This window comes from Mycobacterium saskatchewanense (genome assembly GCF_010729105.1).
GTDB lineage: Bacteria > Actinomycetota > Actinomycetes > Mycobacteriales > Mycobacteriaceae > Mycobacterium > Mycobacterium saskatchewanense.
Window position 1 is genome coordinate 4,380,815 of the sequence record NZ_AP022573.1, and the last position, 12,772, is coordinate 4,393,586.

Genomic DNA, 12,772 nt, shown 5'->3' on the forward strand with positions numbered 1-12,772 from the left:
CGCCATACTTCGACATGCGATCGGGGACGGAGCTGCGCCGCGCGAAGGTCGGCGTCACCGCAGCGTTCCTCGTCCACGCCGTGTTGTTCTCGTCGTGGGCCGCCCATATCCCCCGGATGAAGGCCGAATTCGGGTTGTCCGACGTGGCACTGGGTACCGCGCTGTTCGGGTCGCCGCTCGGCTCGGTCGCCGCGACGGTCCTCTGCCACTGGGCGCTGCCTCGTTGGGGCAGTCGCCGGCTGGTCCGCCTCACGCTCGCGGGGTACGCCGCCGCCGGGACCGCGGTGGGGCTGGTTGGTTCCGGCGCGGCGCTGTTCGGCGCGCTCGCGCTGTGGGGCTTCTTCCAGGGGGCGCTCGACGTCGCGATGAACACCCAGGCCGCCGCGGTCGAGCGGTTGGCGCGCGCGCCGATCATGGCGCGTTTCCACGGCATGTGGAGCGTCGGCGCGCTGCTCGGCGCGTTGCTCGGGGCCGCGTGCGTCGGCGCGGGCATCGGCCTGGCGCCCCAGCTGGCCGTCCTCGGCGTCCTGGTCCTCATCGGCGGGGAGGCGCTCACCCGCCACCTGACCGCCGACACGGAACCCGGCTCGCCGGAGACGGTGCGGACAGGCCGGGGCTGGTTCACGCCGGCCGTGGCGATCCTCGCGGCGGTGGCGTTCGTGTCCTTCCTGTGCGAGGGCGCCGCCACCGACTGGTCGGCCACTTATGTGCGCGACGTCATCGGCGCCGGCGCGGGTGTCTCCGCGCTGAGCTACGCGGCGTACACGTGCACGATGGTCGTCACCCGGTTCGGCGCGCTGCGCCTGCACGCGCGGGTGCCGAGCCGTCGACTGCTGCCGGCCCTCGCGCTGGTCGCCGCGGCGGGCATGAGCGTGGCGCTGGCGGCGGGCGCCGCGGGCGCCGCCGTCGTCGGCTTCGCCTGCCTGGGCGCCGGCGTGGCGCTGCTGGTGCCGAGCGCCTTCAGCGCCGCCTACTCGGCCGGCGCGGCCGGATCATCGATCGCTGTCGTGGCCGCCACGGGATGGGTCGGCTACCTGTTGGGACCGCCGCTGATCGGGCATCTGGCCCGGCTGTTCGGCCTGTCGGCCGCGCTGGTGACGATTCCGGTGATGATGACGATCGTGGCGATCGCCATCCGCTGCAGCCCCGCCTTCGACCGGCTGGCCGCGCCTAGGTGAGGTCCCACACCGGCAGCCGCGCCCCGGCGGCCACCTCCACGACGTCCTCCGGGATGTCCAGCAGCCCGTTGGCCGACGCCAGCCACCGCAGGTGATGCGATGCCGGCGGGCCGTAGCTGATCACGGTGCCGGCCTCGCGGTCGAGGATCGCCCGGCGGAACTGGCGCTTGCCGCGCGGCGAGGTCAGCGACTCGGCCAGGACGGCGTCCCGGCGTGGCCGCTCGGGGTCGGGCAGGCCCATCGCCCGGCGCAGCGCGGGCCGGATGAACACCTCGAAGGAGACCAGCGCGCTGACCGGGTTGCCGGGCAGGGTCACGATCGTGGTGCCCGCCACGCGGCCGATGCCCTGCGGCATCCCGGGCTGCATGGCGACCTTGACGAATTCGACGCCCTGGTCGCCCTCCCGCCCGAAGGCGTCCTTGACCACCTCGTAGGCGCCGGCGCTCACCCCGCCGCTGGTGATGATGAGGTCCGCGTCGGCGGCGTAGCGGTCGAGCAGCGCGCTGAACTGCGCGACGTCGTCCTCGGCGGTGGCCACGGCCGCCACCTCCGCGCCGGCGTCGCGGACGGCGGCCGCCAGCATGATCGAGTTGGACTCGTAGATCTGGCCCGCCCGCAGTGGGTTGCCCGGCGTGACCAGCTCGGACCCGGTGGACAGCACGAGCACCCGTTGGCGGGGAGTCACCGGCAGCTCCGCCAGGCCGAGCGCCGACGCCAGGCCCAGCGCCGCCGGCGTCACGACCTGGCCCCGGCGCAACACTGTGGTGCCGGCCGCGACGTCCTCGCCGGCCTGCCGGATGTGCTTGCCGGCCTCTCGCGGCTGCCGGATCGCGACCGTGTCCACGCCGCCGTCGGTGTCCTCGACCGGCACGATAGCCGTTGCCCCGGCGGGCACCGGCGCGCCGGTCATGATCCGGTGCGCGGTCCCGGGCCGCAGGGTCAGTTCGTCGGTGCGCCCGGCGGGGATGTCCTCGGGCACCGGCAGCACCACCGGCCGCTCCGGCGTCGCGCCCGACGTGTCCTCGGCGCGGACCGCGTAGCCGTCCATCGCGGAGTTGTCGAACACGGGCAGCGCCAGCGGTGCCACCACGTCGTCGGCCAGAACGAGGCCCAGGGCGTCGGCCAGCGGGACCGCGACGGGCGGCCGGGGGCCGATCAATCCGGATACGACACGCTGATGTTCGTCGACTGAGCGCACGCGGCCATTATTCGCCCGTCAAATTCCGAACCGGACGCCGGTGAGTTCTTCGGAAACCGCCCAGAGCCGGCCCTGCAGCTCCTCGTCGTGCGACTGCGCGCTGGATTCGACGAGCTTGGGCCGGCCGCGCTGCTCGAGGAAGCCGCCGGGGCCGTAGTACTGCCCGCCCTGAACGGCGGGATCGGTGGCCGCCCGCAGCGTCGGCAGCGCTCCCATCGCGGGGCTCTGGAACAGCACCGGACCGAGCACCGCCTTGAGCGGCTGGAACACGCCGGGCAGGTTGCGGGCCAGGTCGGTGTTGGAGCCGCCGGGGTGGGCGGCCACGGCGATGGTCTTCGCGTCGGGGCGGGCCGCCAGCCGGCGCTGCAGCTCGTAGGTGAACAGCAGGTTGGCGAGCTTGGACTGCCCGTAGGCCGCGATCCGGTCGTAGCGGCGTTCCCACTGCAGGTCGTCGAAGTGGATCGCGGCCCGCAGCCGGTGGCCGAGGCTGCTGACCGTCACCACCCGGGAATCGCGCACCGGCAGCAGGTGGTCGAGCAGCAGGCCGGTCAGCGCGAAGTGGCCGAGGTGGTTGGTCCCGAACTGCAGCTCGAAGCCGTCTTCGGTGGTGGACTTCGGCGTCCACATCACGCCCGCGTTGTTGATCAGCAGGTCGATGCGCGGGTAGGCCTCGCCCAGCGCGGCGGCGGCGGACCGCACCGAGTCCAGCGAGGACAGGTCGAGCCGCTGCAGCGTGACGTCGGCGCGCGGACTGGCCGCCACGATGCGCGACAGTGCGGCGTTGCCCTTCTCCAGGTCGCGCACCGCCAGCACGACGTGCGCGCCGCGGAAGGCGAGTACCGCCGCCGTGTGATAACCGATGCCGGTGTTCGCGCCCGTGACGACGGCGATGCGGCCGCTCTGGTCCGGCACGTCGGCCTGCGACCAGTCGCGGGTCTCTTGGTCGTGGGAAGCCATGGCAGCCATGGCCCAAAAATACTCAGCCGTGTGCCCCGGGCGGCATGGGTAGAGTCGAGAACGTGATTACCGGGCTCGCCCATTCCGGGGTGTGCGTCCCCGACTGTGAGGCCGCGGTCGCCTTCTACCGCGACGTGTTGGGCCTGCGTGTGCTCTCGCCGCCGTACGTCATGGCCGGTAACGCCATTCGCAACGACATGGGGGAGTTGGTGTCCGACCCCAGCATGAAGGCGGCAATCGTCGGCTTTCCCGGCGACGGCGACCGGGTGCTCGAAGTCATCGAGTACCTCGGCGCCGACGGCACCGCTCGGTGCGCGGCCCTCACCGAGCACGGGCTGTCGCATGTCGGGCTGATCTGCGAGGACATCGACGCCACCCGGGCGGAGCTGGAGCGTAAAGGGGTGCGGTTCCTGGTCAGTGGCATCGCGGAGGTCGCGCGGGTGCGCACCACCTGGTTTGCCGACCCGTGGGGCGTGGTGTTCATCCTGGTGGAAAAGAGCCGGCCGCAGCGACCCTACTTCGCCCAATGGGACTGACGGTCGGCATCATCGGCGCCGGCGCCGGCGGCATCGCGATGGGCATCCAGCTCGCGGAGGCGGGGCACGAGTTCACCATCTTCGACCGGGCCGACGGGTTTGGCGGCACCTGGCGCCACAACACCTTTCCCGGCGCGGCCTGCGACGTCCCGTCCCACCTGTACTCGTATTCGTTCGCGCCCAACCCGCGGTGGAGCAAGACCTACGCGAACCAGCCCGAGATCCTCGCCTACCTCGAGGGGGTCGCCGCCCGGTTTGGGCTGGGCCCCCGCCTGCGGCCCGGCACCGCGATCGCGTGCGCGCGCTGGTCGGACGCGCGGCGGCGCTGGACGCTGACGGCGGACGACGGGCGCGAGCACCACTTCGACGCCGTCGTCTGCGCCGTCGGGATGCTCGACGTGCCCCACGTCCCCGAGATCCCCGGGGCGCGGCGGTTCCGCGGCCGCCAATTCCACTCGGCGCGCTGGGACCACGGCAAGTCGACCGACGGCGAGCGGGTGGCGTCGATCGGCACCGGCGCCAGCGCCGTCCAGTACGTGCCGGCGATCGCGCCCAAGACCGCACACCTGACGGTGTTTCAGCGCACCCCGATCTGGATCGCGCCGCGGTTCGACTTCCCGTTCACCCCCGAACAGCAGGACCTGTTCGAACGCGATCCCGCCGCGGCGCGCAGGCTGCGCGACGAGGCCTTCGACGCCTACGAGTCGGCGAGCTTCGACGTCGGCGACGCGCAGACCCGCGAGGCGACCGAGTTGGCCCGCAGCTACCTGATGCGCAAGGTGGCCGACCCCGAACTGCGGGCGAAGCTGACGCCCGACTACCCCGTCGGCTGCAAGCGCCCGCTGATGTCCCGCGACTGGTATCCCACACTGTCGCTGCCCAACGTCAGCCTTGAGACCACCGCCATCGCCGAGCTGACCGAGCGCGGCGTGCGCACCGCGGACGGCGTCGAGCACCGCGTCGACACCATCGTCTACGGCACCGGGTTCACCGCGGCCGACTACCTGGCCAGCATCGACGTGTACGGCGCCGGCGGCCGGCACCTGCGCGAGGAGTGGCGCGACGGCGCCGAGGCCTACCTCGGCACTCTGGTGGCCGGCTATCCGAACCTGTTCACGCTCTACGGCCCCAACACCAACGGCGTCAACTCGATCATCTACATCCACGAGGCGCAGACGACGTTCGTCCGGCGCATCCTCGAGGTGATGGACGCTCGTGGCGCGCGCACCGTCGAGGTCACCGCGGCGGCGCAGCGGCGCTACAACGACGAGATCCAGGCGGCCATGTCGGGCAAGGTGTGGCTCGCGTGCGCGAACTACTTCCGCCACCCCAGCGGCAAGGTCGTCACCCAATTGCCTTACAGCGGACGGACATTCTTCGAGCGCACTCGCGAGCCGGTCGACGGCGACTACCGCTTCGCGCGGTAGCAGTCGCCGGGCGGGCCGGCTGCTGCGCGGCCCTCGCGAAATATCCCGCGCGCCGCCGGGGGAAGCGCGGTTCTCCCTTGAGGCGTTCACCCGCCCGGATCGGGGCGCTCATCGCCATTTCGATTTTCTGCCGCGCGTTGGCCGCGGCCCGCTTCGAGCGCTTCTTCGCCAGCACGGCCACACCCTACGCAGTGATCGGGGTGGCCGGGTTACTGCAACCAGAAATTATCGTGGCGAACAAACCACTCGCGGCGTTCGTGGTCGGTCATGTCGGCCAGCGCCGCGAAGCCCTCGAAGTAGGTCTCTCGCGGCGCGCCCGGCGCGAAGAGCATCAGGATCGACGCCGGCTCGTTCGCCCCATTGCGGAAGCCGTGCACTCCGCCGGGCGGCACGTAGAGGAAGTCGCCCTGGTGGCCGTCGGCCCACCGGGTGCCGTCGTAGAGCTTCATCGTGCCCGAGAGTACGAAGAACGCCTCGGACATGGCGCGGTGAAAATGCGGCCCGGGCCCACCGCCGTTGGGCGGGAGGTCGACCCGGTACAGGCCATAGTCGCCGCCGGTGTCCCGCTGGTTGGCCAGGTAGTGGTATCGGACGCCGGAGGTCTCGTAATCGGGTGGCGCCCCGCCGTTTTCCGGGGCCCGCTTGAGCCGGGCGCTGACCTCCGGCCGATCCTTCGTGTATCGCGGCGGGGGATAGGGCGGCACGACCAGGGACATGCGCCCAGCCTGCCAGCTAGCATCGCCGGTGTGGAGGGGCCGGCGACCGAAGAGAGCGTGCGGGTGCGGCGGCTCCTCGACGCCGAACGCCGGGCGGCGCAACTGTTCGACGAGATCGACCGCCGCGCCATGATTCGTCCCGGCGTCGGCGAGCGGGAGCTGTCCGACGAAATCGGACGCCTCGCGGCCGACCTGTTCGGCGTGACCCGGCACTGGCACCGGCGGATCGTGCGGGCCGGCGAGAACACCATGCAGCCCTTCGCCGAGCGCCCGCCGGACCGGGTGATCGCCGCGGACGACATGGTCTTTCTGGACCTGGGCCCGATCTTCGAGGAGTGGGAGGCCGACTTCGGCCGCACCTTCGTGCTCGGCGGCGATCCGGCCAAAACGGCCCTCCGCGACGCACTTCCACGGGTGTGGCGGGCCGGGCGCGAATACTTCGATGACCACGAGGGTGTGACCGGCGCCGAATTGTTCGACTTCGTGGTCGGTGTGGCCCACGCCGAGGGCTTCGAGTGGGGCAGCCCGATTGCCGGTCACCTGGTGGGCGAATTCCCGCACCGCAGGATCGCCGGTCCCGGCCGGCAGTGGTACATCATGCCCGGGTCGGGCAGGCCGATGCGGCGCACCGATCCCACCGGCCGCGTCTGCCACTGGATCCTGGAGATCCATCTGGTCGATCGCGCCCGCGGCTTCGGTGGCTTCTACGAGCAGCTGCTCGACCTGCCCTGACCCGGCCCGCTCAGTCGACGGGGTAGGTGACTCCCGTGAGCTCCTCGGAGACCTCCCACAGCCGCCGCTGTAGGTCGGCGTCGTGGGACTTGTCGCTGGAGCCCACCAGCTTCGGGTGACCGCGCATCTCGCCGAAGCCGTCGGGCCCGTAGTACTGGCCGCCGAGCACGCCCGGGTCGGTGGCGGCGCGCAGCGTCGGAAGGGCGCCCGTTGCCGCGTCCTGCGAGATCAGGCCGAACAACGGAGTCGCGAACCGCTCGACGAGCGGGGGAAGGTTGCGCGTCAGCTCGGTGCGCGAACCGCCGGGGTGGGCGGCCGCCGCGATCGTCGTCCCGCGCGGGGCGAGGCGGCGCTGCAGCTCGTAGGTGAAGAGCAGGTTGGCCAGCTTGGCCTGCCCGTAGGCGGCGACGCGGTTGTAGCTGCGTTCCCACTGCAGGTCGTCGAAGTGGATGTCGGCGAGGATGCGGTGGCCGAGGCTGCTGACGGTCACGACCCGTGATCCCGCGACCGGCAAGAGTCGATCCAGCAGTAGACCGGTGAATGCGAAGTGCCCGAGGTGGTTGGTGCCGAACTGCAGCTCGAAGCCGTCCTTCGTGGTCGACTTCGGTGTCCACATCACGCCGGCGTTGTTGATCAAGAGGTCGATGCGGTCATGGGCCGACCGGAGCTGCTCGGCGGCGGCGCGGACGGATTCGAGCGAGGTCAGGTCCAGTTCCTGGAGGGCGACGTCGGACTGGGGGCTGGTGGCCGCGATCCGCGCGGCGGCGTCCTTGCCCTTGTCCAGGTTGCGCACCGCCAGCACGACGTGCGCTCCGTGGGCGGCGAGCGCCAGGGCGGTCTCGTAGCCGAGGCCGGTGTTGGCCCCGGTGATGACGGCGACCCGGCCGGTCTGGTCGGGAATGTCCGCGGTGGTCCATTTGGCCATGGAAGGCTCCTCAACTAGTAGACTAAACGGGGCGAGCGCTCCGGTTGATCCGGACTATACGGAACGCACGCCCCGTTTGCAATCCGAGGTGAGAAGAATGGCGCAACCCGTCCGACCGCTGCGCGCCGACGCGGCGCGCAACCGTGCGCGCGTGCTGGAGATCGCGTACGACACATTTGCGGCCGACGGGTTGTCGGTGCCGATCGACGAGATCGCCCGCCGCGCCGGGGTCGGCGCCGGCACCGTCTACCGGCACTTCCCGACGAAGGAATCGCTGTTCGCGGCGGTCATCGCGGACCGCATGGGGCACCTCATCAACGAGGCGCGAGCCCTGCTGACCACCGAGGGGCCCGGCGAAGCGCTCTTCACCTTCCTGCGCCGCACCGTTTTGCGGTGGGGTGCGACCGACCGCGGCCTGGCGGACGCGCTGGCGGGCCTGGGCATCGACATCGAGACCGTCGCGCCCGACGCCGAAGAGGCCTTTCTGGACGTCTTGGGCGACCTGCTGCGCGCCGCGCAGGAAGCCGGCACGGCGCGGCGGGACGTCGGCGTGCGCGAGGTGAAGGCGCTCCTCGTCGGGTGCCAGGCGATGGAGGCCTACAACCCGGCGCTGGCCGAGCAGGTGACCGACGTCGTCATCGACGGTTTACGCGCGCAGCGATAAGGGGTGGACCTTCTTGCACTCGGCATAGGCGAGTGCTAAGAATGACGTTGGCACTCGCGACCGCTGAGTGCTAGGTCGGGACGGTGAGACCAGCAGACACCTGGGGTCGTCCGTCGCGGGCACTGCACCCGGCCAGCGTAAGTAATGGGGTGGCCACCCGTGGTCACCCGGTGTCATTCCCGATCCGGAGGAATCACTTCGCAATGGCCAAGACAATTGCGTACGACGAAGAGGCCCGTCGCGGCCTCGAGCGGGGGCTCAACGCCCTCGCCGACGCGGTAAAGGTGACGTTGGGTCCCAAGGGCCGCAACGTCGTCCTGGAGAAGAAGTGGGGCGCCCCCACGATCACCAACGATGGTGTGTCCATCGCCAAGGAGATCGAGCTGGAGGACCCGTACGAGAAGATCGGCGCCGAGCTGGTCAAGGAAGTCGCCAAGAAGACCGACGACGTCGCCGGTGACGGCACGACGACGGCCACGGTGCTGGCCCAGGCCCTGGTCAAGGAGGGCCTGCGCAACGTCGCGGCCGGCGCCAACCCGCTGGCGCTCAAGCGCGGCATCGAGAAGGCCGTCGAGAAGGTCACCGAGACCCTGCTCAAGTCGGCCAAGGACGTCGAGACCAAGGAGCAGATCGCCGCGACCGCCGCGATCTCCGCGGGCGACCAGTCGATCGGCGACCTGATCGCCGAGGCGATGGACAAGGTCGGCAACGAGGGTGTCATCACCGTCGAGGAGTCCAACACCTTCGGCCTGCAGCTTGAGCTCACCGAGGGCATGCGGTTCGACAAGGGCTACATCTCCGGCTACTTCGTCACCGACGCCGAGCGTCAGGAAGCGGTCCTCGAGGACCCGTTCATCCTGCTGGTCAGCTCCAAGGTGTCGACCGTCAAGGACCTGCTCCCGTTGCTGGAGAAGGTCATCCAGGCCGGCAAGCCGCTGCTGATCATCGCCGAGGACGTCGAGGGCGAAGCTTTGAGCACCCTGGTCGTCAACAAGATCCGCGGCACCTTCAAGTCGGTGGCCGTCAAGGCCCCCGGCTTCGGCGACCGCCGCAAGGCGATGCTGCAGGACATGGCGATCCTCACCGGTGGTCAGGTCATCAGCGAGGAGGTCGGCCTCTCGCTGGAGAGCGCTGACGTCGCCCTGCTCGGCAAGGCGCGCAAGGTCGTCGTCACCAAGGACGAGACCACCATCGTCGAGGGCGCCGGTGACACCGACGCCATCGCCGGGCGCGTGGCCCAGATCCGCCAGGAGATCGAGAACAGCGACTCCGACTACGACCGCGAGAAGCTGCAGGAGCGCCTGGCCAAGCTGGCCGGCGGTGTTGCGGTGATCAAGGCCGGGGCGGCCACCGAGGTGGAGCTCAAGGAGCGCAAGCACCGCATCGAGGACGCGGTCCGCAACGCCAAGGCCGCCGTCGAGGAGGGCATCGTCGCCGGTGGCGGCGTGGCCCTGCTGCAGGCGGCTCCCACGCTGGACGAGCTGAAGCTCACCGGCGACGAGGCGACCGGCGCCAACATCGTCAAGGTGGCGCTCGAGGCTCCGCTGAAGCAGATCGCCTTCAACTCCGGGCTGGAGCCCGGCGTTGTCGCCGAGAAGGTCCGCAACTCGCCCGCCGGGACCGGCCTGAACGCCGCCAGCGGTGAGTACGAGGACCTGCTGAAGGCCGGCGTTGCCGACCCGGTCAAGGTGACGCGTTCGGCGCTGCAGAACGCGGCGTCCATCGCGGCGCTGTTCCTGACGACCGAGGCCGTCGTCGCCGACAAGCCGGAAAAGGCGGCCGCTCCCGCGGGCGACCCGACCGGTGGCATGGGCGGCATGGACTTCTAGAAAGTCAACGAAAGAGCCCGGTCCCCCTGGGGGCCGGGCTTTTTCGTGCGCCGAGCGTGAGCGATGAGTAGCTCCACGGTCCGCATTCCGTCCACAGAGCCCACACTCGACGCACACATTGCGCCGGCCCCGCCGAAAACGCCCGCGCCGACCGCACGCTCAGCCCGGGATCGTCGCGTCCACAGCGATCGGCTGGCCGATGACGAGGTGCACATCAGGCGGGGAATGCGCCTGACGACCGCGGCCCGGACCGCGTTCGACATCGGCCGCGGCATGCCCGTCGCCAGGTCGGTACCGGTCCTCGACGGGTTGCTCAATGCGACGGGCATCGAGCCGGTGGCCGCCGCTGCCGTGGCTGACCGGCACCCGGGGACGCGCGGCATCCGGCGGCTGCGGGCCGCGCTCGGCGTGGACGACGGCGGGGCGGAGTCGCCGCGAGAGACCAGGCTGCGGCGACGCCGATCGAGTTCCGAGAGCTGCGGATCCGGGTCGACATGGGCTGGCGCGAGTGGCAGGCGGCCGTCGAGTACGACGGCATCCAGCACTGGGCGGACCGCTATCAGCGGTCGTGGGACTTCGAGCGAATCGCGCTGCTCGAAGCGGCCGGCTGGTCGGTGGTCAGGGTCAGCGCCGAGATGCTGTCGCGTCGGCCGGAGGCGATCATCGAGCGCGTGGTGACGAAGCTCCGCCAGCGTGGGGCCTTTGGATGAGATCGGGATGCTGGCCGAACGTAGGGCCCACGCTCGGCGCACACGTCAGGCGGGCAGCGAGAACACCACACAATCGTGCAGGCAGCCCTTGGCCGCCTCCGGGGAGTCCGGGTCGGCGTCGCGGTGCAACAGCGCGCGGGTCGGGACGACGTCCAAGTGGGCGGTCTCGCCGGTGCCGTCGGACACTTCGGCCGCACCGTCGACGATCAGCGAATACCCGCCCGGCTCGCGCGGTGGCCACAGCAGGGTGACCTCGGGGCGGCGTGCCAGATTCTCGCGGGTGCGGCCGCCGATGACCCCGACGTCCAGGACCGACCCGTCACGCAGCCGGGGCTCCACGGTTACGGTGTGCACGCGATAGCCGTCGTCGACGGTGATCAGATACGCGAACGGGTAGTCGGTAAGGGCGGCGGCGAACCGGTCCAGGTCGACCTTCTTCTTGGCGCGCATGGCTTCGAGGATAGGCCGCTACTCGGGGAGGAACGGCTCCCTGGTGCCCGGGTTCGGTGCGTCCGGGGTGCGGTCCTTCGGGAAGAAACCTGAGCTGGGAATGCCGGGCTCCCGGGTCACGGTGGTGTTGCGGAAGGCGGCGTCGTTCGTCGTGGGGACGACACTCGACGGGGCCGACGTCGTCGTGCGCAGGGCGGGCGGGATCGGGGTGGGCCCGCTGGCCGCCGCCGCCGCACTCGCCGACGCGCCCCGCGATTCGAGGCCCGCGATGGCGCCTCCGTCACCCGGGCCGCCGATGGCCGGGGCCGGCGGCGGGTTGAGGAGCGCCTGCGACGAGAGGCTGGCGTTGACGCCGCCGGTGTTGGCCGCGACCGAGTTGAGCAGGCCCGAGCTGAGATTGGCCGCCCCCGCGCCGCCGGTGACGTAGTGGGACGCGCTCAACTGGGTGGACTCCGCGGCACCGGAGGCGCCCAGGCCGTTGTCCTGGAAGAACCCGGTGTTGGCCGTGCCGGCGTTGAAGAAGCCGGTGTTGACCGATCCCGAATTCAGCACGCCGGTGTTGGACAAACCCGCGTTGCCGATGCCGAAGTTTCCGGTACCGGAGTTGAAAAAGCCGATGTTGTTGTTGCCCGAGTTGAACAAGCCGATGTTGCCGGTACCGGAATTGAAGCCGCCGAAACCAATCTGGTTATTGCCGGTCAATCCGATGCCGAAATCGTTGTTGCCGGTGTTGCCGAAGCCGAAGTTGTTGTTGCCGAAGTTGCCGAAGCCGAAGTTGTTGTTTCCCGAGTTTCCGGAGCCGACGTTCTGGGTGCCGCTGTTGCCCATCCCGATGTTCGAACTGTTACCGGACGTCAGCGGTACCGGCCCCCAATTTATCTGCCCGTTGCTGAACGAGAAGCCAAGCTTTTGCAGAGCCTGCTGCCACGGCGCCAGCTGCGCGGCGGCCGACGACGCGTCGGCGTGATAACCGAACATCGCCGCCACGTCGGCCGCCCACATCGCCTCGTACGCGGCCTCGGTGTCCATGATCGCCGGGACGTTGAATCCGAACCAGTTCGTGGCGGCCAGGGCCTGCACCAGCGCGCGGTTGGCCGCGACCACCGCCGGCTGCACGGTGGCCGCCACGGCGGCCTCGAAGGCCCCCGCGATGGCCGCGGCCTGGGTGGACGCCGCCTCGGCCTGGGCCGCTGCCGCGGTGAGCCAGCTGACGTACTGGGTGGCGACGGACATCATGGCGGTCGCCGACGCGCCCTGCCACGAGCCATTGACGAGATCCGAAGTCACCGAGAAAAACGACGATGCCGACGACGCCAGATTCTCGGCCAGCCCATCCCAGGCTTCGGCCGCGGCAAGCAGCGGCGCCGCCCCCGGACCGGCGAAAATTAGTGCCGAGTTGATTTCTGGCGGCAACCACGCGAAATGCGGGCTCGTCACGGACCCAACTTAA

Annotated in this window: 13 protein-coding genes; 7 read left to right on the forward strand and 6 right to left on the reverse strand. The window is 70.5% G+C overall.

The window, feature by feature from the left end; translation table 11 throughout:
• Positions 1–14: 14 nt before the first annotated feature.
• Positions 15–1,178 carry an MFS transporter gene (locus G6N56_RS20600; RefSeq protein WP_085258759.1) on the forward strand — a complete coding sequence of 388 codons (1,164 nt, stop codon included), beginning with the start codon at positions 15–17 and terminating at the stop codon, positions 1,176–1,178.
• Here G6N56_RS20600 and moeA read toward each other — a convergent pair.
• Together moeA and G6N56_RS20610 are read right to left on the reverse strand one after the other, a co-directional pair.
• Entirely contained in the window at positions 1,171–2,376 is a 1,206-nt protein-coding gene (gene moeA, locus G6N56_RS20605; RefSeq protein ID WP_085258758.1) for a molybdopterin molybdotransferase MoeA, read from the reverse strand. The genes G6N56_RS20600 and moeA overlap by 8 nt on opposite strands.
• A gap of 18 nt (positions 2,377–2,394) precedes the next feature.
• Entirely contained in the window at positions 2,395–3,333 is a 939-nt protein-coding gene (locus G6N56_RS20610; RefSeq protein WP_085258757.1) for an SDR family NAD(P)-dependent oxidoreductase, read from the reverse strand.
• Between the two features lie 62 nt (positions 3,334–3,395).
• Here G6N56_RS20610 and G6N56_RS20615 point away from each other — a divergent pair, with 62 nt between their 5' ends.
• On the forward strand, positions 3,396–3,869 hold the full coding sequence (locus G6N56_RS20615) for a VOC family protein (protein ID WP_085258756.1): 474 nt from the start codon (positions 3,396–3,398) through the stop codon (positions 3,867–3,869).
• Positions 3,860–5,296: a flavin-containing monooxygenase gene (locus G6N56_RS20620; RefSeq protein WP_085258755.1), complete on the forward strand. Its 1,437-nt coding sequence runs from the start codon at positions 3,860–3,862 to the stop codon at positions 5,294–5,296. Before G6N56_RS20615 ends, G6N56_RS20620 begins: the two co-directional genes overlap by 10 nt.
• A 209-nt stretch (positions 5,297–5,505) precedes the next feature.
• Here G6N56_RS20620 and G6N56_RS20625 read toward each other — a convergent pair whose 3' ends face one another.
• Positions 5,506–6,012: a cupin domain-containing protein gene (locus G6N56_RS20625; protein ID WP_085258754.1), complete on the reverse strand. Its 507-nt coding sequence runs from the start codon at positions 6,010–6,012 to the stop codon at positions 5,506–5,508.
• A 30-nt stretch (positions 6,013–6,042) separates the two neighbouring features.
• Between G6N56_RS20625 and G6N56_RS20630 the strand changes: the two genes are divergently transcribed.
• On the forward strand, positions 6,043–6,744 hold the full coding sequence (locus G6N56_RS20630) for a M24 family metallopeptidase (RefSeq protein WP_085258753.1): 702 nt from the start codon (positions 6,043–6,045) through the stop codon (positions 6,742–6,744).
• 10 nt (positions 6,745–6,754) lie between these two features.
• Here G6N56_RS20630 and G6N56_RS20635 read toward each other — a convergent pair whose 3' ends face one another.
• Positions 6,755–7,669, reverse strand: a complete 915-nt coding sequence (locus G6N56_RS20635; RefSeq protein WP_085258752.1) for an SDR family NAD(P)-dependent oxidoreductase — start codon at positions 7,667–7,669, stop codon at positions 6,755–6,757.
• 97 nt (positions 7,670–7,766) lie between these two features.
• Between G6N56_RS20635 and G6N56_RS20640 the strand changes: the two genes are divergently transcribed.
• The 3 genes from G6N56_RS20640 to G6N56_RS29230 all read left to right on the forward strand — a co-directional run bounded on the left by G6N56_RS20640 (position 7,767) and on the right by G6N56_RS29230 (position 10,872).
• Complete coding sequence (locus tag G6N56_RS20640) at positions 7,767–8,333, forward strand: TetR/AcrR family transcriptional regulator (protein ID WP_085258751.1); 567 nt, start codon at positions 7,767–7,769, stop codon at positions 8,331–8,333.
• Positions 8,334–8,536: 203 nt separating this feature from the next.
• Positions 8,537–10,162: a chaperonin GroEL gene (gene groL / locus G6N56_RS20645; RefSeq protein ID WP_077099793.1), complete on the forward strand. Its 1,626-nt coding sequence runs from the start codon at positions 8,537–8,539 to the stop codon at positions 10,160–10,162.
• Positions 10,163–10,656: 494 nt separating this feature from the next.
• Positions 10,657–10,872, forward strand: a complete 216-nt coding sequence (locus G6N56_RS29230) for a DUF559 domain-containing protein (RefSeq protein WP_232069105.1) — start codon at positions 10,657–10,659, stop codon at positions 10,870–10,872.
• Between the two features lie 45 nt (positions 10,873–10,917).
• On the opposite strand, the gene G6N56_RS20655 is transcribed toward G6N56_RS29230, so the two are convergent.
• Together G6N56_RS20655 and G6N56_RS20660 are read right to left on the reverse strand one after the other, a co-directional pair.
• Positions 10,918–11,322, reverse strand: coding sequence for a hypothetical protein (locus G6N56_RS20655; protein ID WP_085258750.1), 405 nt, complete (start codon positions 11,320–11,322; stop codon positions 10,918–10,920).
• A gap of 18 nt (positions 11,323–11,340) precedes the next feature.
• Positions 11,341–12,759: a PPE family protein gene (locus tag G6N56_RS20660; protein ID WP_085258749.1), complete on the reverse strand. Its 1,419-nt coding sequence runs from the start codon at positions 12,757–12,759 to the stop codon at positions 11,341–11,343.
• Between the last annotated feature and the right edge of the window lie 13 nt (positions 12,760–12,772).